At 63.2% G+C, this 20039-nt stretch carries 20 protein-coding genes and 1 tRNA gene; 8 read left to right on the top strand and 13 right to left on the bottom strand.

Annotated elements, in window-relative coordinates; genetic code table 11:
• Window position 1: 1 nt before the first annotated feature.
• The 3 genes from rplM to ACLI1C_RS08270 form a co-directional block, all read right to left on the bottom strand.
• Complete coding sequence (gene rplM / locus ACLI1C_RS08280) at window positions 2-466, bottom strand: 50S ribosomal protein L13 (RefSeq protein WP_411396394.1); 465 nt, start codon at window positions 464-466, stop codon at window positions 2-4.
• Between the two features lie 189 nt (window positions 467-655).
• The gene (locus tag ACLI1C_RS08275) at window positions 656-862 is read right to left on the bottom strand and encodes a hypothetical protein (protein WP_411396393.1); all 207 of its coding nucleotides are present in this window, start codon (window positions 860-862) and stop codon (window positions 656-658) included.
• A gap of 76 nt (window positions 863-938) precedes the next feature.
• Window positions 939-2003: a COX15/CtaA family protein gene (locus tag ACLI1C_RS08270; protein ID WP_411396392.1), complete on the bottom strand. Its 1065-nt coding sequence runs from the start codon at window positions 2001-2003 to the stop codon at window positions 939-941.
• A gap of 78 nt (window positions 2004-2081) precedes the next feature.
• On the opposite strand from ACLI1C_RS08270, the gene ACLI1C_RS08265 reads away from it, so the two are divergent.
• Window positions 2082-2288 (top strand): DUF2842 domain-containing protein, encoded by a 207-nt coding sequence (locus ACLI1C_RS08265; protein ID WP_411396391.1) that lies wholly within the window; start codon window positions 2082-2084, stop codon window positions 2286-2288.
• Here ACLI1C_RS08265 and ACLI1C_RS08260 read toward each other — a convergent pair whose 3' ends face one another.
• Window positions 2289-3329, bottom strand: coding sequence for a polysaccharide deacetylase family protein (locus tag ACLI1C_RS08260; RefSeq protein WP_411396390.1), 1041 nt, complete (start codon window positions 3327-3329; stop codon window positions 2289-2291). It abuts the gene before it with no gap.
• Between the two features lie 12 nt (window positions 3330-3341).
• Window positions 3342-5576 (bottom strand): GumC family protein, encoded by a 2235-nt coding sequence (locus ACLI1C_RS08255; protein ID WP_411396389.1) that lies wholly within the window; start codon window positions 5574-5576, stop codon window positions 3342-3344.
• Between the two features lie 175 nt (window positions 5577-5751).
• On the opposite strand from ACLI1C_RS08255, the gene ACLI1C_RS08250 reads away from it, so the two are divergent.
• The 5 genes from ACLI1C_RS08250 to ACLI1C_RS08230 all read left to right on the top strand — a co-directional run bounded on the left by ACLI1C_RS08250 (window position 5752) and on the right by ACLI1C_RS08230 (window position 11790).
• On the top strand, window positions 5752-6303 hold the full coding sequence (locus ACLI1C_RS08250) for a polysaccharide biosynthesis/export family protein (RefSeq protein ID WP_411396388.1): 552 nt from the start codon (window positions 5752-5754) through the stop codon (window positions 6301-6303).
• Between the two features lie 11 nt (window positions 6304-6314).
• Window positions 6315-7445 carry a glycosyltransferase family 4 protein gene (locus ACLI1C_RS08245; RefSeq protein WP_411396387.1) on the top strand — a complete coding sequence of 377 codons (1131 nt, stop codon included), beginning with the start codon at window positions 6315-6317 and terminating at the stop codon, window positions 7443-7445.
• Between the two features lie 72 nt (window positions 7446-7517).
• Window positions 7518-9038: an undecaprenyl-phosphate glucose phosphotransferase gene (locus ACLI1C_RS08240; RefSeq protein ID WP_411396386.1), complete on the top strand. Its 1521-nt coding sequence runs from the start codon at window positions 7518-7520 to the stop codon at window positions 9036-9038.
• 44 nt (window positions 9039-9082) lie between these two features.
• On the top strand, window positions 9083-10495 hold the full coding sequence (locus ACLI1C_RS08235; protein WP_411396385.1) for a hypothetical protein: 1413 nt from the start codon (window positions 9083-9085) through the stop codon (window positions 10493-10495).
• Entirely contained in the window at window positions 10492-11790 is a 1299-nt protein-coding gene (locus ACLI1C_RS08230; protein WP_411396384.1) for an O-antigen ligase family protein, read from the top strand. Before ACLI1C_RS08235 ends, ACLI1C_RS08230 begins: the two co-directional genes overlap by 4 nt.
• Window position 11791: 1 nt before the next feature.
• On the opposite strand, the gene ACLI1C_RS08225 is transcribed toward ACLI1C_RS08230, so the two are convergent.
• Together ACLI1C_RS08225 and ACLI1C_RS08220 are read right to left on the bottom strand one after the other, a co-directional pair.
• Complete coding sequence (locus ACLI1C_RS08225) at window positions 11792-12763, bottom strand: phosphotransferase enzyme family protein (RefSeq protein ID WP_411396383.1); 972 nt, start codon at window positions 12761-12763, stop codon at window positions 11792-11794.
• Window positions 12764-12832: 69 nt separating this feature from the next.
• A tRNA-Pro gene (locus ACLI1C_RS08220) sits at window positions 12833-12909 on the bottom strand.
• A 226-nt stretch (window positions 12910-13135) separates the two neighbouring features.
• Between ACLI1C_RS08220 and ACLI1C_RS08215 the strand changes: the two genes are divergently transcribed.
• Together ACLI1C_RS08215 and ACLI1C_RS08210 are read left to right on the top strand one after the other, a co-directional pair.
• Window positions 13136-13624 (top strand): twin-arginine translocation pathway signal, encoded by a 489-nt coding sequence (locus ACLI1C_RS08215; RefSeq protein WP_411396382.1) that lies wholly within the window; start codon window positions 13136-13138, stop codon window positions 13622-13624.
• A gap of 10 nt (window positions 13625-13634) precedes the next feature.
• On the top strand, window positions 13635-14222 hold the full coding sequence (locus tag ACLI1C_RS08210; protein WP_411396381.1) for a ferric reductase-like transmembrane domain-containing protein: 588 nt from the start codon (window positions 13635-13637) through the stop codon (window positions 14220-14222).
• Window positions 14223-14305: 83 nt separating this feature from the next.
• On the opposite strand, the gene ACLI1C_RS08205 is transcribed toward ACLI1C_RS08210, so the two are convergent.
• The 6 genes from ACLI1C_RS08205 to ACLI1C_RS08180 all read right to left on the bottom strand — a co-directional run bounded on the left by ACLI1C_RS08205 (window position 14306) and on the right by ACLI1C_RS08180 (window position 19928).
• Window positions 14306-15037: a phosphotransferase enzyme family protein gene (locus ACLI1C_RS08205; RefSeq protein ID WP_411396380.1), complete on the bottom strand. Its 732-nt coding sequence runs from the start codon at window positions 15035-15037 to the stop codon at window positions 14306-14308.
• Between the two features lie 18 nt (window positions 15038-15055).
• The gene (locus ACLI1C_RS08200; RefSeq protein ID WP_411396379.1) at window positions 15056-15565 is read right to left on the bottom strand and encodes a nucleoside kinase; all 510 of its coding nucleotides are present in this window, start codon (window positions 15563-15565) and stop codon (window positions 15056-15058) included.
• Window positions 15566-15638: 73 nt separating this feature from the next.
• Complete coding sequence (locus ACLI1C_RS08195) at window positions 15639-16424, bottom strand: SDR family oxidoreductase (protein WP_411396378.1); 786 nt, start codon at window positions 16422-16424, stop codon at window positions 15639-15641.
• A complete protein-coding gene (locus ACLI1C_RS08190; protein ID WP_411396377.1) occupies window positions 16421-17353 on the bottom strand; it encodes a dihydrodipicolinate synthase family protein in 933 nt (310 codons plus the stop codon). The genes ACLI1C_RS08195 and ACLI1C_RS08190 overlap by 4 nt, the downstream gene beginning before the upstream one ends.
• Window positions 17354-17377: 24 nt before the next feature.
• On the bottom strand, window positions 17378-18238 hold the full coding sequence (locus ACLI1C_RS08185) for an amidohydrolase family protein (RefSeq protein WP_411396376.1): 861 nt from the start codon (window positions 18236-18238) through the stop codon (window positions 17378-17380).
• Entirely contained in the window at window positions 18231-19928 is a 1698-nt protein-coding gene (locus ACLI1C_RS08180; RefSeq protein WP_411396375.1) for an IlvD/Edd family dehydratase, read from the bottom strand. The genes ACLI1C_RS08185 and ACLI1C_RS08180 overlap by 8 nt, the downstream gene beginning before the upstream one ends.
• Window positions 19929-20039: the final 111 nt, after the last annotated feature.

Genomic DNA, 20039 nt, shown 5'->3' with positions numbered 1-20039 from the left:
ATTACTTCACCCGCGCATTCTTGGAGTTCATCGCAGCAACGTCCAGCTTGGCCGGGTTCTGCGCTTCATGGGGATGCTCGGCGCCAGAATAGACGCGGAGGTTCTTGAGCTGTGCACGGGTCAGCGGACCGCCCGGCATCATGCGACGAACCGCGTTCTCGAGCACGCGCTCGGGGAAACGACCTTCGAGGATCTCACGCGCGGTGCGATCCTTGATGCCGCCGGGGAAACCGGTGTGCCAGTAGAACTTGTGCTGGTCCAGCTTGCGGCCAGTCAGCTTCACCTTGTCGGCATTGATGACAACGATGTTGTCGCCCATGTCCATGTGGGGGGTGAAGGTCGGCTTGTGCTTGCCGCGCAGACGCGAAGCGATGATCGAAGCAACGCGACCCACGACGAGGCCACTGGCGTCGATCAGGATCCACTTCTTTTCGATCTCGCTCGGTTTTGCCGAGTAAGTGCTCATGCTTGAATTCCCTAGATAATTGGGGCTTGCAGCCTTCATCCAAGGAAGAAAGCGGCGTGTTCGGGGCGTCGTGTAGGGGGGAATCTAAATGTCGTCAAGAGGCTTGATTTATAGAAGCAAAATCAATGACTTACATATACGGTATTATGATACCACAAAATTGGTCAGTCCCTTGTGCGGCCGAACACCCTAGTCTTGCCTGTGGATGGAGTGCCAGTGCCAGGCCATACCAATCAAAATCGAGATCAGGAAAGCGCCGCAAACCAGCAGGCCAATCGTGGTCTCGTTCATCGGAACAGGCAGGCTGTCGGCGCCGTGCACAACGGTGGCGAGCAGTCCCAAACTTATCACGCACATCACGATCTGGATGCGCCATCTCAAACTCAGATAGTTCATGCGTCCACCCCAGAGCCTGGACGCTAGTCAAAACCCCTTTACTTGGAGTTGAACTGTTACACGCAAACCGTTCCGACTAACGAGCCGCCCGCCGCATATCTGCGATATAGGCCATGGTGACGCCAGCAAGCATGAAGGCTAGGGCCTGGTGGCCAACGGCCAGCGAGATCGGCACGGCAGTCAGCAGCGTCGCGATGCCCAGGGCGACCTGCAGCAGCACCAGCAGGCCAAGCCGCGGCAGCCAGCCGTGCATGCCGGAGAAGCCACCGGCGCGATGCTGGCGCCACAGCATCACCGCCAGATAGGCCACGATAAGATAGGCTATGGCGCGGTGGATGAATTGCACCGTGAGATTGTTCTCGAAGAGATTGCGCCAGAGCGGCTGCATCACGTCCATGCCGGCGGGAATGATCGCGCCATCCATCAGCGGCCAGGTATTATAGCCCATCCCGGCATCCAGCCCGGCAACGAAGGCCCCTGCCCCTATCTGGAAGATGATGAGGACCAGCAGGCCCGTTGCCCACCCGATATTGTCGCCGGTCACGCGCCCCTCCACCCGCCCCGGTTCGAGCGAACGAGGCAAATAGACGAGCGCGATGAACAGCAGCGACGCGGCCGTCAAATGCGCGGCGAGCCGGTATTGCGAAACCGAGGTCAGTTCGGTGAGGCCGGACGATACCATCCACCAGCCCAGCGCCCCCTGGAAGCCGCCGAGGATGAACAGGCCGAACAGTGGCCAGGCCAGCTGCGCGGTGAACCGCTTCTGAATCAGGAAGACTACGAAGGGCACTGCGAACAGCACACCCAGCAGGCGCCCAAGCAGGCGATGCAGATACTCCCAGAAGAAGATGACCTTGAAGTCGTCAATGGTCATCCAGCTGTTGTTGACCTCGTATTGCGGGATCTGCTTGTAGGCATCGAACTCGGCCTGCCAATCAGCGTCGCTCAACGGCGGGATGGTCCCGGAAATCGGCCGCCAGCTGGTGATGGAAAGCCCGGATTCGGTGAGCCGAGTGATGCCGCCCACGGCAACCATCAGCAGCACGAATGCCGCCATGGCATAGAGCCAGATGCGCACCGGGCGCAGCTGGTCGCCGGCATAGGTGGTTTGGCTCAGTGCGGCACTATGGGCGCTGGTCACGGCAGTTTCCCGGTGTCGGTCTTCGGCCGGGAGTGGTATGCCCGAGCAGACTTTCTCGCAATAGGCGCGATGCCGCACATGACGCAGCGTAACCGCAAATTCATCGGCGTTCTGCTGATCCTCGGCTCCATTGTGGCCTGGCTCAGCATTTTCACTTCGGTTTACCTGGCCTTTCCGGCCGGCCTGCCGATCTGGATCCTGATGCCCTATTTCATCGTCGCGGGCATGGGATGGCTGTTTCCAGCCATGGCGATCATCCGCTGGATGGCCAAGCCGGATGCCTGATCAGCCGACCAGCTTGCCGATGGCGGAAAAGATCGCGCCGGTAGCAAAAACATCCACATAGCGGCGCGATTGAAAGTATCCGTTGAGGGAAATGCGGGGCAAGGCGTGCGGGTTTTGCGCATGGCGCGCATAGAGACCGCCAGGACGCGTTGTCACCGCGGACCGAAAGCCCAGTTCCCGCGCAAGGTCGAATTCGCGCTGCCCTGCAGAAAGCGGCCCGCCCAGTGGATAAGAGAAGTGCACCGGACGCCGGCCGAATTGCGCCAGCAGGATATCGGCAGACTGCGTCATTTCGTGGCGCGCCTGATCGACGGGCAGCTTGGCCAGTTCATAGTGATGCACGGTGTGGGCACCGATGGTGCAGAGCGGGTCTTCGGCAAACTGACGTAGTTCCTGCCAGTCCATGATCAGGTCGCGGCACTGCCCGTCGAGATCATAGCCATAGGCCGCGGCGAAGCTGTGCAGCAGCGCTAGGCGATCGGTTTCGGGCATCCGGCGCATCTGCCAATAGAGGGCTCTGAAGGCCTCTTCTTTCTCTGAGGTGGTGCGGGTGTCGACATAGTCGGTCTCACCGCCAGTATTCATGGTGATGGCCTCCTGCCGCGCGATAATGTCCTCGATCGCCTGCCACCAGATCTCGCCGACGCCATCCACAAATGCCGTCGGGACGTAAAGCGTGAACGGGGCAGCCTGCCGCCGCAATATGGGCAGCGCAAATTCGAGGTTATCCTTGTAGGCATCGTCCAGGGTAAGAACCACGAAGCGGCGCCCGGGATGGGGGGCACCGAGGCGCTCCAAGGCCTCGTCGAGACTGACAATGTCCAGATCGAGGTCCCTCAGCCGCTCGATGACATATTCGAGATAGTCCGGTCGGACCTGCAGGATTGCATTGGGCGAAAAATCCGCCGGCTCGTCAGGCAAGACACGGTGCAGAGTGAAGATCACGCCACGCGACGCGGACAGCGCCCGAACCAGGCTGGGCAGACGTGACAGCCACAGCAGTTCGAAGATGGCGCGGATAGTCGCGTATTTGGCCGACATGGAGCGCTCCGGTCAGGCGGCGACGCGAGCCGGAACAGCGGCAACCTCGCAGTGTTCGAAGCCGGTGCCGAGCAGGCGCTTGCGCGTTTCGGCAACAGCGTTGAGGTCGTCCTCTTTTCCGGCCACCAGAACAAGTCTGCCATCCAGTCCGTCGAAGAGCGGCAGGCTCGAAGCCGCGCCCACCCGGCCGGTCATCAGCACCACGACCTCGTAGAGGTCGCCCAGCGCTTCGACCAGGGTCATTGGCTTGGACGAGGTGCGGGCAATCTCACCTGCCCGCCCCCAGGGCACTTCGGCAAAGCTGTTGTCAGCCGACTTGTGCACCACATCGCCGAAACTGGCGGCGTTGGTGCTGAGATCGGCAAGTCCGGGTTCCTCGCCGGCGCGTTCGCTGCCGGCATCGACCAGAGCAACGCTCAATCCACGCGACAGCGCGTCACCAACCAACTCCTCGGCCAGCACTTCGCAATCGGCATTGGAACCGTGCGCGGCAAGAATCAAGAGGCGTGTGCGCCCCAGTGCGAGGTCAGAGGCCAGGTCGGACGGCCGGATCAGGCTTGGCACGTGCACCGACTCGGCGGGTGCCGGTGGGACCACAGTCTCAGGCTCGTCAATTTCGGGCGCGGGCTTCACGACGGCGTCGGGTGCCGCAGCGGCGCGGTTGCTGGTGAACGCCTGGAGAAACCGCTTGAACTCGGGCTGTGCGGTGACGCTGCCCTTCGTCTCGGGCTTCTCCTCGACGACTGCCACGGGAGCGGCCACTGCGACCACGGCTGGCACAGGCTGCTTCTGCCAGACTTCTTCGGGCTCGAGCTCTTCTGCCACGAAGGGGACTTCGTCCAGTTCATCCTGCGCGGGTTCTGGATCGCGACCGGCGATGACGGCGCGGCCGGACACCAGCTCGGAAAAGATGATGATGCCCACCTGGACCAGGACGGAGACGAGCCCCACGGCAATGAGGAACAGCTGGGTATTGGGGGATGCCGGCGTGACTGACGGCGCGGCAAGGCTCACCACTCGCACATCGGGCAGTGTCGAACTGGACTCAGAGCGCGAGAACGCTTCGTTGTAGCGCTGCAGGTAGCCTTCGAGCAGATCGCGCTGCGCCTTGGCCTCGCGCTGCAGGCCATCCAGCGTCACGATATCCTGCGTGGCCGTGGAAGCGGTGACCTTGGCGCGCGCCATGTCGCCCTGGAGCGAGGCTTCAAGATCGGCTTCGATCTGGGCTTCGGCGTCGAGCGCGTCGGCGACCCGGCGACCCTCGATGCTGATCTGGTTATTCAGTTCGGCGATCTGAGCCGTCAGGGCCTGAACGATGGGATGGTTGGCCAGAAGGGTAGCCGAGCGCTGGGCCTTCTCGCCCTGCAGGCGCGCCTTTTCCTCGCTCAGCTGCTGGATGACCACAGAGTCGCGAACGTCGGCCACGCCCTCGATCGACTGGCCGCGCTCAAGCATGCCACGGATCAGGGCGGCGCGGGACAGGGCCGCATTCTTGCGCTCCTGCGCTGCGCTGATCTGGGTGGAAATTGCGGAGAGCTGCTGGTCAAGCAGGCTGGTATTGTTGGCGCCAGTGAAGAGATCGTTGTTGACCTTGAAGTCAGCGACAGCCGTTTCGGCAGCTGTGACCGTTATGCGCAGCCGCTCGATTTCTTCGGCCAGCCATCCCGAGGCCTCCGCCGTATCCGACAGCGACAGTTGGGCACGACGCGTGACATGGGCATTGGCGACGGCATTGGCCAGGTTGGCGGCAAGCTGCGGATCAGTCGAGCGCACCGCCACCGAGATCAGCCGCGAGTCGCGTTCCTGCGCCACGGTCAGGCGCTCATAGAGATTGTTGAGCACCGTCTCGTCGATACTGACGGGTGCAGACCTGCGGCCCAGCAACTGACCGACGAGGCCGAGCGGGGAGAAGCCGCCGCCACCGCTGCCATTGAACTCCGGCACCGAGCGCAGGTCGAGCTGGTCAATCACCTTGAGCAGCGTGTCACGCGATTTGAGCAATTCGATCTGGCTCGAAACGACACCGGCTTCGCCGGAGGCGGCCGGCGCCTGCTCGTTCGCGGCGCGGATATAGACGTTGCTACGCGGCTCGACCAGGATCGAGGCCGAGGATTCATACATGCGCGGCATGAACATCAGGATGACGAATGTGGCCGCCAGCAGCAGCAATGTCAGCAGAATGATGCGCGGCAGGCGCTGAACCACAGCGCCGAGCATCGCCGCCACATCGATCCGAGCGTCGAGCATTGCTGGCGACTCATAGGACATTGCTGTTCCCCGTTTTTCTGCAGCACTTATCGCAATGACGTAGTAAGCAATTGGTTAAACCCTTTGCAGAGCGCAATAATACCGCGGGCACGGAAGGGGTTTGTTAACCATCCCGAAGCGACACTGCAGCCACTTCTCTTAGCGCGGGATTCCCATGCGTTGGCTGCCATTGCTCACCCTTGCCCTGATGCTGCCACTGGCGGCATGCGCCACGACGCGTCCGGCAACCTATCTCGTGGAGACCAAGGGGCCTTATCAGCTTGATACGGGCGACACCGTTCGTGTGTCGGTCTATGGCGACGAGGAATTGAGCGACACCTACCGGATCGATGACAGCGGCGCGATCGCGTTTCCGCTTGTCGGCCCGGTGCAGGTGCGCGGCGCAACGACCAAGGATGCCGCGGGCCGGCTCGCCGCGGCGCTGGCCAATGGCTACATGCGCAACCCCGATGTTGCGGTGGAAGTGGCAGAGTACCGGCCCTTCTTCATCCAGGGCGAGATCAAGAATGCCGGGCAGTTCCAGTATGTCTTCGGCATGACGGTGCGTGCCGCAATCAGCACGTCGGGCGGTTTTTCCGACACGGCAGACCGCAGCCGCGCCATCGTCTACCGGCGCCAGGGCGACCAGATGGTCAAGGGCACGGTCGACCTCGACTTCCCGATCTATCCGGGCGATACAGTGGTCATTCTCGAACGCTGGTTCTAACGGAGCGGCCAATGGCTGAGCCCAGGCTGCGCATCTTGCAGGTGATGCGGGCCCCCGTTGGAGGCCTGTTCCGGCATGTTGCCGATCTCACGCGAGAGCTTGCGGCCCGCGGCCATGACTTGGGGCTCGTCGTTGACAGCCTCGCCAATGACGCCCAGACCGAAAGCAAGCTCGCGGCCCTCCTGCCGCATGCGAGCCTTGGAATCCATCGCCTGCCCATGCCACGCATACTGGGCCGTGCCGACTTCAAGACGCCATTCACCGTGCGACGCCTCGCTCGATCGCTCAAGGTCGACGTCCTGCATGGCCATGGCGCGAAAGGTGGCTTCTATGCCCGTCTCGCTCGCCTGGGTGGTGGCAAGGCCGTCGCGCTCTATACGCCCCATGGCGGGGTGCTTCATTTTTCCAGGACATCGCTCTCGGGGCGGGTCTTCCACAGACTGGAGCGGGCGCTGATGGCCCAGACGGGCGCCATCATCTTCGAAAGCGCGTATGCCCGTAGCACCTATTCGACGCTGATCGGCGTACCCGCCTGCCCCACCGAAGTCATTCACAACGGCCTGGCGCCTGACGAGTTCATTCCCGTGCCACCGGCTGCGGATGCTGCCGATTTCGTCTTCATCGGGGAATTGCGCGCCCTCAAGGGCATTCACGTGTTGGTGGAGGCCCTGGCCGCCGTGACGCGGCCCGATGGCAGGCCGGCCACGCTGACAATGGCGGGGGACGGCCCAAGCCGGGCCGCGCTCGAAGCACAGATCACAGAGCTTGGACTGGGCGACCGGATCAGCCTGCTGGGCGCACAGCCCGCGCGACCGACATTTGCTGGCGGCAGGATTTCGGTGGTCCCGTCACTGGCTGAATCCCTGCCCTATGTTGTGCTTGAGGCGGCGGCGGCGCGCCTGCCGGTCATCGCGACCCGGGTGGGGGGCATTCCGGAGATCTTCGGGTCGACATCGGACAGGCTGGTTCCCGCCAACGACGTCAAGGCGCTGCGCGCCGCCATGCAGGCAGCACTGGATGACGGACCGGCCACACAGACCGAGATGGAAGTCCGCTTGGCGCATATCGAAAGCCGGTTTTCACTCGCTGCGATGACGGACGGCATCGAGGCGCTTTATCGGTCGGTATTGGCGAAGGCTTAGCCTTCAACTTCACTGAGTATAAACCCCTTGCCGTGACAATGACGCGCAGAGTTTTGTACCGGTAGCGTACCCATGTTTCGAGTAGACACCAAGCAGGCCATGCAGGCGCATGCGTCCCGGCAGGCTGCCGCTGGCGAGCCAGGCCGGACGTTGTCGAGGCAGGCGGAGGCGATCATTGCTGCCCCCGTGGAGCGCCGCGTGTCAGGCGCCGTTGTTGCCGGCGTGGCGCAGGTCGTCGAAGCAACGCTGCTCGCGGCACTGGGATATGGCATCTACGAGTTCTATGTCGAGCTTGGACAGCACGCCTTTTACATCCCAGTGATCCTGGCCTCATGCCTGCTGGCCAACGTGCTGTTCAATGCCGGGCGAACACATCGTATCTCTGCCTATCGCACGGTATTCAGCCAGACCGGCCGGGTGCTGATCGGCTGGACCGTAGTGATGACGGTTCTCACCGTCGGAATATTCTTCTTCAAGGCGGCCGACCTGTTCTCGCGGGTCTGGCTGGCCAGCTGGTATGTGAGCGGCGCCGTGCTGCTGGTGGCCTACCGACTGGGCCTGCGCGCCCTCGTGATGCGCTGGACGGCGCAGGGCCGGCTGCGGCGGCGCACTGTCATTGTGGGCGGAGGCAAGGACGCGGAGTCGCTGATCGAGCAGATCCGCTCCGGCGCCAGCAATGACATCGCCCTGCTGGGCCTGTTCGATGACCGCATCGACGCGCGGTCACCTGACAATGTTGCGGGCTATCCCAAGCTGGGCAAGGTCGCGGACCTCATCGAGTTTGCCCGCCGCACGCCGGTCGACCTGGTCATCGTCTCGATGCCACTATCGGCCGAAAAGCGCGTGCTGCACATGCTGACCCAGCTCTGGGTGCTGCCGGTCGACATCCGCCTGTCGGCCCATATGAGCACGCTCAAATTCACCGACAAGGCCTATTCCTATGTCGGCGACATCGCCGTGTTCGACATGGCCGACCGGCCCATCTCGGACTGGAACCTGGTGTTCAAGTGGGTGTTCGACAAGCTTGTCGCCATTACCGCGCTGATCCTGCTGTCCCCGATCATGGTGGCCACTGCCTTTGCCATCAAGCTCGAGAGCCGCGGGCCGATCTTTTTCATGCAGAGCCGGCATGGCTTCAACAATGAGCTGATCAAGATCTACAAGTTTCGCTCCATGCGTACCGACATGGCCGATCAGAGCGCTGCCAAGCTGGTGACCAAGGGCGATCCACGCGTCACCAAGGTCGGACGGTTCATTCGCAAGACCTCGATCGACGAGCTGCCGCAGCTGTTCAACGTGCTCAAGGGCGAGTTGTCTATCGTCGGGCCGCGCCCGCATGCGCTGCAGGCCAAGGCCGCCAACCAGCTCTATTATGAAGCAGTCGAGGGATATTTCGCTCGCCACCGCGTCAAGCCCGGCATGACCGGCTGGGCGCAGATCAACGGCTGGCGCGGCGAGACCGACACGATCGACAAGATCATGCAGCGCGTGAACCACGACCTCTACTATATCGAGAACTGGTCGATCCTGTTCGACGCCTACATCCTGGTGATGACGCCGCTCCGGCTGTTCAACTCCGAGAACGCATATTGAACATGTTCAGGGCTGCTCGCATCCACGCCGCAGGTCTTGTCGCCTTGATCATCTTGTCGGCGGCGGCCGGCCCGGTGATTGGCAATGACGAGATCTGCGTGGACTGCGTGCAGGTGCGGGTCGGGCCGGCCCACGTCATCCGGGGCCCTTTCCCCGACGAGCTCGATGCACCTTTCACCGCCCTCAAGCTCGACGACGGAACGTTCCGCGGCTTCAGTGCCAATGGGTCGACCTACGCCATCGAGGGTCCCACACTGTGGGATATGGCTGGCGAGCGCCGCGAAGTCCTCCAGGCGGGGCCACCGGGGAGCATCAACGATTGCGGGCGCTGGCTGACCTCGCTGACGCGGTCTAGCGACAGGGTGCTCGGCTTCGTCCACCAGGAACGCATCTGTGACTATGGTCCGCAGGGCCACACCGACAAGACGATGGCCATTGCCACATCGTCCGATGATGGTCTGACATGGACGGACCTGGGCACGGTCATCACCGGCAGGGATGCGCCGGCGCCGGTCGGGATCACCGGCGAGGGCGACTGCACCATGGTGGATGGCCGCGACGGCTATCTCTATGGCTATTGCCTGCGCAACTCTGACTGGCAGACCATCGTGGCGCGGGCCTGGGCAGGCGAGCCAACCGACTGGCGCAAATATTACGAGGGCAGATGGGACGAGCCGGGCCTTGGTGGCAGGGCTACGGCGATCGGCTTCGTCGGGACTGGAGCAGGCTATCTGCAGGAGCCGGGCTGGGTCGCCGCCGTCGCGACCGATCCATGGTTCGGCGGGGTGCGGCTCTCGCTGTCAGCGGACAAGGTATCCTTCGTCGACCTCGACGAGCCGCTGCTGACAATCGACGGGTCCGATTGGAACCGACCGGCTGCCAGCGATCTCATCTCCTACGCCACCATGCTGAACCCCGACAACGGCAGCAATGCCGTCAATTCACGTTTCCTGCTGGCCTACAACTATGTCCCGCCCGGCAAGGGCTTCGATAGCCGCTATCTGGTCTACCACGAAGTATCGCTGTCCGTTGAAGACGAGCCGGTTGCAGTGCAGGTCGGCATGGCGCTGACCCGCTGGTCCGCCCCCCAACGGGGTGGATATGTGACTTCCACCGGGCCGCTGACGGGTGACCGGCTGGCCTACGGCCGTGACACGCTTGTGGCTTATATGCTGACGCGTGCGCCTGACGCAGTCGCAAGCATCAAGTTTGCCGAATGCTCCAGCAATGCATCCGGGCAGCTCGATCAGTTCCTCGCCGAAGATGGCAGCTGCGAGCCAGCCGGATATGCACGCGAGCGCACTGCAGGCTGGCTCTATGCGAGCGAACAGCCGGGAACGGTGCCGGTCTATCGCTGCATCAGTGAGCCGGCGCGGACGCACTTTGCCTCCGGCGCGCCAGACTGCGAGGGCCTTGGCAGCATGGAATTCCTGCTCGGATATGGGCTGTCGCCATGAGCACGGACATCGGCTCCCGCAATGGAACGGCCAATGTCGGCATCAGCTTGGCCGGCCTGCGCTTTGCCGTCTTTTCGACGCGGAACCTGATCTTCCTGATCGCCGTTCTGGCGATGAACTTCACGCTGATGCGGCCCTCGCCCGTCGACCTGCTCTACATCACGTCCTTCCTGGTCACGCTCGTCTATATGTCGCTCTTCACCCGGATGGAGGTGACCCGGCGCGTCGTGGCGCTCACGCTGCTGCTCGCCGCCTGGGCACTGTCCTTCTTCCTGGCGTCGCTGCCCCATCTCCGGCAGGATTTCGTGACCTTCGAGCTCCTGGCAAAGTCCTTTGCCATCTCGATCGGCGTCATTGGCGCCTTCGTGTCGATGAGCTGGAACCGCCGGCACTTCGAGACCTTCATGCGGGTCTATATCGTCTCCTGCGTGATTGCTTCGCTCCTGGGCACGGTCGGCTTCCTTACCCAGATGGAGCTGTTGACCTGGGATGGACGCGCCAAGGGCCTCATCGACGATCCGAACATGTATGGCTCGTTCCTGATACCGGCCGTGGTCTTTTGCGCCTATTTCCTGTCCCGGGGTCAGGGCAGCAAGGTGCTGCTCAGCGGCGCCCTGGCCGTGGTCCTGCTCGGCATCCTGCTGTCATTCTCGCGCATCGCCGTGGTGGCCGCGCTGTTCTGCTTTTTCGCCTATATCTTCTTTCACAATCGCGGACGGCCGCGCCGGCTGCTGATGATCATTGGCGGCCTGGTGGTCACCGCCATCGTGCTGTTCGCCTTTGCCAGCCTCACATCGGCCGAATTTACCGCCAAGCTCCTCGATCGCCTGACCTTTGCCAAGGCCTACGACCTTGGCGAGGATGGACGCTACGCGCGCTATCTGCGGGTAATACCGATGATCCTGCAGAACCCCATCGGCATCGGCGTGCTGCAGCTCGAGAAGATATTCCCCGAGCCGATCCACAACATCTGGCTGAGTTCCTTCGTCAACTATGGCTGGGGCGGCGGCATCAGCTATGTCACGCTTGCCGTCGGGAGCGTGGTCGTGTCGATCAGAAACTATCGCAAGACCGGCAACGAGATCACCATCGCACTGCTCATCTCGCTGGTCGGCATCGTCTTCTGCTCGACGTTGCACGAGGGTGAGCACTGGCGCCATACGTGGCTGCTCTACGGGCTGGTATGGGGCCTCAACCCTTTCATTGTCGGCTCGGATCGCAAGCCTGCCGCTGGCCGGCGCCCTGCCCCGCACCAGGCTGCGCAGCAGCCCATCAATAGCCGCGCCAGCGCCTGACCTAGGGCCAGATCGGGCCGCGCAGATAGCGCTCGGCCAGATGGGCCGTGCCGTCGGCAAAACCCTGCATATGCTGCTGCGCCAGCCGGGTCTCGGCATGCGAGCCTATCCAGGCCAGCAAGGCCATGCGCCGCAGCATCACCATGGAATCGATCGCTGCCACATCCTCGTCGCGCAGGGTCCTTGCTGACCCATAGCCCTCCAGCCAGGCGGCCTTGAGGGCCGGAATGGCGGGATTGGTCTCATGGAAGGAGATGGCGGCTGCAAAATCGTAGGTGAACCAGCAGAAGCCGCAATCGTCGAAGTCGATCAGGGTCACCCGGCTGCCATTGACCAGCAGGTTGCCCAGCCGCATGTCGGCATGGATGAGGCCGAAGCGGTCCGGGCCAGTGCCATATTCCGCCAGCCGCCGCCACAGCGCCTTGTCCAGCCGGTCCAGTACCGCGCGGTTGGTGTCATTGACGCCTGGCGCGACGCGCCAATCACCCCAGGGTCCATCGGAATCGAGAATTGTTGCGGCCTGCCAGACCTGACGCTGGAACGCCGGCGGGCGTTGCCAGGTCGTGGCATGGTTGTGCAGGGCGGCAGCATATTGGCCCAGGGTGACGAACACCTCGCCCAGGTTGCTGTCCGGCTCGGGCTCGCGACCCGGAACATGGCGGAACAGCACAGCGAGCCGCTCCCCCTTGTCCGTGGCAAAGGCCTGCAGCAGCTGACCGTCGACGCCGGCAATCGGTTCGGGAATGGGCAGTGTCGTGTCGCGCCGCAGCGCCATCAGCCAGGCAAGCTCGCTGTCGATCGAGGTGCGCGACTGGTAGCCTGTGCGGTGCACGCGGAGCGTGTAGCTGCCCTGGCTGACCGTATCGATCTGAAAGGTCTGGTTTTCGGAGTGATTGATAAGCCGGGCAGTGCCCCCACTCAATTCACTCCAGCATGACAGTGCGGGCTCGACTTCGCGCGCCGTCAAAGGCATCGGCAAGGCTCCAGACTGGCAGCGTGGTGCCTATGGAGGCACATCGCGTTGACCGAACGGAGGGGAAGATGGTCGGAGCGGCCGGATTTGAACCGACGACCCTTTGTCCCCCAGACAAATGCGCTACCAGGCTGCGCTACGCCCCGACTGCGCGGAGACATAGAGAAACGGGGGATTTGGTGCAACCCTCAATTTGAAGGAGTGTGTGAACAAGGCGAGATTCTTTCGGCCGTATAGTCCTTCGCGGAACCGAAAGTCCCTCGCCTCCATCACGAAACCGTGCCCTGATTTGTTTGCAGCGTTGATTGGTCGGCAGCCGAAAAGGCGCTAACTTTCCCAGTAGTCGTCATCGAACTCGAGAAGGAGATCGGCATGTCTGACACCCTCTTCCAGAGACGAACCGTGCTTGGCGCTGGCGCTGCATTTGCGGTGGCCGGGCTTGCGGGCCTCACAATGCCGGCTCGCGCCTCCAGCATTCCTGCGACGCCCTCGATGCGCGGCGGCGCCAACAATTATATGCCCGGCGCGCCGATAGTTGAGCGCATCGGCGGCGGGGGCTTCTGGATGTCTGGCACGGTACTCCGCGCCAGCGATGGTGCCCCGCTCATGGGCCAGCGCATCCAGATCTGGGCTCATACAACGGAAGGCAGCGAGCGTGACTGGCATAGCCACGGCGCTACGCTGACTGACGCAAACGGCGCATTCCGGCTCGAAATGCCGCAGATCGTTCCGGCCCTGGGCCAGGCGCACGCGCACCTCGCCTATGACAGCGGCGAGTACGAGACCGTATTCCTCCGCCCCTTGCTGTCCAGCGCCAAGGACACCAGTCTCGTCGCGCACTTCGTCCTGCAGTCGGCCTGACCCCGACGCGATGCGGCCAGCCCACGCGCTGCTGATCTGGGCCGGCTTGGCCCTCGCCGTCGTCGTGCCGCTGACCTTTGCCGCAACAAGCGAGTATCTCGCTTGGCGCGACCCGGTCTATATCGCTGCCGGCTTCTCGGGCGTCATTGCGCTGTGCGTCGCGCTGGTGCAGCCGCTGCTCGCTGCCGGCTGGCTCCCCGGCCTTCGCAGGCTGCGCGGACGTCGTGTCCATCGTTTCATAGGTGTCGTCTTGGTCGCCGCCGTTGTCGTCCACGTCGCCGGGCTGTGGATCACCAGTCCGCCCGACATAGAGGACGCGCTACTCCTGCGCTCGCCGACGCCGTTCTCCGTCTGGGGGGTCGTCGGCATGTGGGCGCTGTTCGCAGCCGCGCTGCTCGCGGTCCTCCGACGCCGCCTCTCGCCGCGGGTCTGGCGCGTCGGCCACACGAGCCTTGTCAGCATCGTCGTGCTTGGTGGCGCGATCCACGCGATGCTGATCGAAGGCACAATGGAGCCGATCTCGAAGGCCGTACTCTGCGGCCTCGCCATTGTGGCGACAGCTGCAGCGACAGCATCCCCATGGCTGCGCGCGCGTTGAAAGCTGCCGAAGAAGCGGGAAGCTGCATGGCAGCTCTTGGTTCGACCAACTGAACACAGCACACATGCGCACACGGAAGCTGGCTAGAGGGGCCTCACCTCGGCAAGCCGCTGTTTCGAGTAGTCGTCGTCCCAGCAGACTGCTGCCTCCCAGGCAGCTGACGCCTGATGCGCGATCTCCCACGCGACTGGTCCGAGATCGGCGGCGTTGTGAGGCAATTCGAGGTCAAGGTCAGGAACGTCGACATGCGACTCGTCCCAGTCGATGAGCGCAACCCGCTCGGTCGTCACAAGAATATTGCGTGGATTGGCATCACCATGGACAACACAGGTCTCTCGACCGGCAAGCCGCGCCCAAGCGGCCCGGCACCTCGCGACGCCCTCGGGCGGCATCCTCGTGAGGTCGATGCGAGTGCCCCGGTCCGCGTCCAGCAAGTCAATGGATGACCGCCAACCCGGGCGTTGCGGCCAGCCTCGAGTCACCTCGTGTAGTCTGCGAAGTGTATCGGCGACCCGGCGCCAATCGGCCTCCGTTTCGGGTGGCTTGCCTTCCAGGTACTTCATTACGACCAGGCCATCCACAAACAACCGCCCATCCATAGTTGGGATAGGCATCGGCACTGTCATGCCATTCTGGTCAAGGTGCTGGAGAAGCCCCGTTTCCCAAGCCAAATCGGCATCGCTGCGGGTGCCAAGACGGGCGACGGCAACTTGTCCGCCTATCTGTACGCTCCACACATCGTTGGCGACGCCGCCGGCCAGTCGCTTGGTCCGGCTGGCGCCTCTCCCCCAATGTTCGAGCAATTCCCACCCCATTGCGAACCTCTCTAGCTATCAGGTGAGGCGGGCAAGAATATCGTCAACGACGTCCGACACAGGGCCCGTCGTATCAATGGCTATGCCAGGTGGAAAATGTAGGCTGCTTCTATGGTAGCGGAGAACTACCGCGCGCTCGTCGGGTGCATGGCCGGGTTCATTGGGTCTCCCATCCAGCCGTTTGTTCAGCGTTTCGAAATCAAGGTCGAGAACAAAAACTTCGTCGAACACATCAAGGAATTTTTGAAAGTTGCGGGAGCCCCCACAGAAGAAAGTCACCGGACGCGTCGTGTCAGCCGCGATCGCACGCACCTCTGCCACGGGCCACACCCAGTTCGCGTAACTCCATTCGACGCGGTCCGCGCCATGCGGCGGCCCTGTAAGCGCCCGGCCTGTTTCTGGATCCCCAACATAGGCCAAGACCCGATCACCGTGAACGACATGGTGACCCCGCCGCTCCAGCTCGGTGGCGACGGACGTTTTTCCAGTGCCCGAGCTGCCTTCGATCAAATAGTTCCTGATGCCCATAGAGCCCGTTTACAACAGCATGCGCACCGCTGAAAAGATCCTTCACAATGTACTGGCGCGGTGACGCCGGGTTTCAAGTGGAGCGGATCATGCCGCCATCGACACGCACGATACTGCCGGTCACATAGGACGCCAGCCCGCTGGCCAGAAACGTGACTACAGCGGCCAGCTCGTCCGGCCGGCCGTAGCGACCTGCGGGAATGGTAGCGATCGAGTCGGCACGCACCACGTCCACAGTTTTTCCCAGCCGCTTGGCAGCCGCTTGGTCGAGTTCGTCGACCCGGTCGGTATGGATGCGGCCCTGCACCACGATATTGGCGGTGATATTGTCTGCCGCGACCTCGCTGGCCAGGGTCTTGCTCCACCCCAACAGCGACTGGCGCAGCGCATTGGAGATGGCGAGGCGCGGGATCGGGGCTTCGACGCCCGACGAGGTCAGTGTGATGATCCGGCCCCACTTGCGCTGGCGCATGCCGGGCAGAAGAGCCTGGGTAATCGCGATGAGGGGGGTGACGAGGATATCGAACTGCCTTGAGAACTCGGCCGCCGCTACCGCGCCGGCTTCGCCCGGCGGCGGTCCGCCCGAATTGTTGATAATGATATCTGCTCCGCCGTCGGCAAGGATGGCGTCAACGAACGCCGTCACTGATTGTGGATCGGCCAGGTCGAGCAAATGCGCCGCAATGCTGCCCGTCGCGCCAGCATCGAGTTGGCCGGCCAAGGCGGCAATGGCATCGACCGAACGCGCGGCGCCGATCACCTGGCAACCCTCATTGGCCAGCGCGATTGCGATGCGCGCGCCCAGCCCCTTGCTGGCGCCGAGCACGACGGCACGCTTGTTCTCAAGACCGAGCTTCATGCGCCGATCTCCGCCAGGCGCCTGGCCTGCCGGGCCAGGAGACGCTCCACATCGGCAATGTCGAGCTTGCTCAGGGTTGCGCCGGGCTTGCGCAGAGCGGCCGACGCGATGACGCCGCGCTTTGCCAGCACATATTTGCGCGCCGCCAGGCCCAGCCCCTGCTGCTGCTCGTAACGAGCCAGCGGCAGATAGGCATCGAAAATGTCATGGGCGCGCTCGACATCGCCCTTGCGGTAATTCTCCACTACGCCGACCATCATCTCGGGATAGCAGAAGCCAGTCATGGCACCATCGGCGCCGCGGCCCATTTCCTCGGGCAGGAACAGCCCGCCATTGCCGCAGAGGATAGAGATGCGCCGCGTCTCGCCCTTGTCGCTCGAGGCGCGCAGTGCCGTGATCTTGCCAAGCCCCGGCCAGTCCTCGTGCTTGAGCATGACGCAGGTCGGCACGTCGCGTACGATCCGGTCGATGACCTTGGGCGCAATGGTGACATTGGTGGTCAGCGGATAGTCCTGCAGCACCCACGGCGTCTTGCCCAGGGCATCACCGACCGAGGCGTAGAAACTATAGGCCTGGTCGTCGGTCTTGGTGGTCCAGGGCGGCGCCACCATCACGCCTGCAGCGCCCATGTCCATCACGGAGTCGGCTAACTCGCGCATTGGCGCCAGGCCGGGTGCCGAGACGCCCACCACGATGGGCAAGCGCCCGGCAACCCGGTCGATCACCCGCTTGGCGATCGCCCGGGATTCCTCGGAGGTGAGCTTGGGCGCCTCGCCCAACTGGCCCAGTATCGTCAGTCCGGAAACGCCCTTCTCCTCATAGAAGTCGACCATGCGGTCAACGCTCGCCCAATCAACCTCGCCCGCGTCGGTAAAGGGGGTGACGGCAATAATATAGACGCCCTTGGCATCTTCGGTGAGGAGGGACATGTGGCATCTCCGTTCAAGCAGTGGTTAGTGCGACCAATACAAGTGCTTGGCTGTCTGAGTGAAAACGAGGTCGTGGCTTTGCGCCGGCACCGCGGCAAGGCTCAGCGCCACCAGATCATCGTCCTCGGGCATGGCGTCAAAGAGTTCGGTATGGGGCCAGTCGCTGCCCCAGACGAGCCTGTTTGCATGATCTTGCGCGAGCTTCTGGACAACACTGCGATAGCCATCGTTGCTGGAATTGTCCTTGAGCCGATAAGGCGCTGAAATCTTGGTGAAAACCCGGCCGCTATCGAGCCCGCGTTGCAGGTCCTCGAGTGCGGTCTCTGGCGCATCCAGCGTCACGAAGGCCAAGTGGTCGATGACCCCGTCGATCTCGTATTGGTCGCACAACCGGGCAACCGCGCCGATCGCATCGGGCCCAACCTGGAACTGCACATGCCAGCCGAAGGTCCTTATGCGCGGCGCCAGTTCAGCCAGTGCGTCGATCCCCACACCGCCCTTGTTGCGCAGGTTGATCCGCACCCCGCGTACGCCCAGGTCATCCAGTCGCGCAATCTCGCTCACTGGCGTTTCCGGAGGGATGACAACGATCCCTCGGAGGCGATCGGGCGCGTAAGCGAGCGCATCCAGCAGAACGGTATTGTCGAGCCCGTAGACGCTGGGCTGAACCAAGACCCCCTTGGCAATGCCAAAACTGTCCGCCAGGGCGAGCCATCCCGCCAGTGTTTCCATCCGCGGCGTGTAGCTGCGTGGATTGGTCAGGGGTGCACCGGGCGCAAAGACGTGGAAATGGCAGTCGCATGTGCCGGGCGGCAGGCGCAGGTCGCCGCCATTGCGCAACGGCCTTGGGGGCAGGCAGAGCGCCGCCGCCTCAAGCTCACTCATGCCGCGCGCCCATCAGAAAATCGAAATCGACCCCGTCATCCGCCTGGGTAACATGGCGGTCATAGAGCTGGGCATAGCCGCGCTCGGGTTCTGGACGCGCGGCCGGGATGGACTGCATGCGCAAAGAAAGCTCCGCTGCGTCTACCAGGAGGTCCAGACGGCGGTTGGGCACATCGAGTTGTATCCGATCGCCGGTACGGACCACGGCCAGCGGCCCGCCATCGGCTGCTTCAGGGGAAATATGCAGAACGATCGTTCCAAATGCCGTACCGCTCATGCGAGCATCGGAAATGCGCACCATGTCCTTGACGCCCTGCCGCGCCAAGTGGCGGGGAATGGGAATATAGCCAGCCTCGGGCATGCCAGGCGCACCCTTGGGCCCGGCATTGCGCAGCACCAGGATATCCTCGGCCACGATCTCAAGGCTCTGATCATCGAGGCGCTCGGTCATGTCCTCCACCGAATCGAACACCACGGCGCGGCCCACATGACGCTGAAGCGCCGGATCGGCAGCAGCATGCTTGATGACGGCACCGCGTGGAGCGAGATTGCCGGACAGTACGGCGATGGCGCCGGACGTAGAAATGGGGTTGGCGCGCGGGCGGATGATCTGCTCCTCATGGCGTGGCGCCAAGGCCGCAACACTATCCCCTATTGTGCCGCCAAAAGCGCGCGGCGCACTCAGATCGAGCAGGTCGGTGAGTTCCGAGAGCAGGCGTGGCACCCCACCCGCAGCATGAAATTCCCCCATATAACCCTGGCCGGTCGGCTTGAGATCGACCAGCACCGGGACCTGCCGGCCAATTGCATCGAATTCGGCCATATCGAGCTTGCGGCCAAGGCGGCCATAGATCGCCGCCAGATGCACCACTGCATTGGTTGAGCCGCCCAGCGCCTGCAGCGTGATCAGCCCATTGCGCATCGCCGCGGGCGACAGCACCTGGGCCGTGGTCAGGCCGTCCCGGGTCATGGCGACAGCCGCCCGGCCCGTCTCCTCGGCGAGCCGCATCCGCTCTGCGGAGGTGGCGGGCGCCGAGCCCGCCATGGGCAGGGCAAGGCCCATCGCCTCCATCAGGGCCGCCATGGTCGACGCTGTCCCCATCACCGTGCAGGTGCCCACCGAACTGGCCAGCTTGCCATTGATCTCGGCGACTTCGGCCTCATCGATCTGGTCCGCCCGGAACTGCGCCCACAGGCGCCGGCAATCGGTACAGGCGCCGAGCCGCTCGCCGCGATGATTGCCGGTATCCATCGGCCCGGTCGGCAGGACGATCGCAGGGACTTCGCTGCTCGCCGCTGCCATCACCTGGGCGGGAAGCGTCTTGTCGCAGCCCCCGATCAAGATCACCGCATCCATGGGCTGGGCGCGCACCATTTCCTCGGTTTCCATTGCCATGAGGTTGCGCAGATACATGGAGGTAGGCGAGGCAAAGCTCTCGTGGATCGACATGGTGGGAAACACCATGGGCATGCCGCCCGCCAGCATCACACCGCGCTTGGCGGCCTCGATCAGTTGCGGCACATTGCCGTGACACGGATTGTAATCCGAATAGGTATTGGTAATGCCCACGATCGGCCGATCCAGGGCGTCGTCGGAGTAGCCCATGGCCTTGATGAAAGCCTTGCGCAGGAACAGCGAGAAGTCCTGGTCGCCGTAGCTTGTCAAACGTCTGCGAAGCCCGCGCGTCACGAAATCCTCCCGCCGTCTACCCTGCGGCTCAGTCCGGCCATTCCTACAGTCACAATCGTTATTGTCAATAATTTATCCTACCTCTTCACAGGAGACCCATTGTTTCAGGTG

Source organism: Devosia sp. XGJD_8 (assembly GCF_046614475.1).
Lineage (GTDB): Bacteria > Pseudomonadota > Alphaproteobacteria > Rhizobiales > Devosiaceae > Devosia.
The sequence above is the reverse complement of the archived record's forward strand: the minus strand, read 5'-3'. Positions and strand labels throughout refer to the sequence as shown.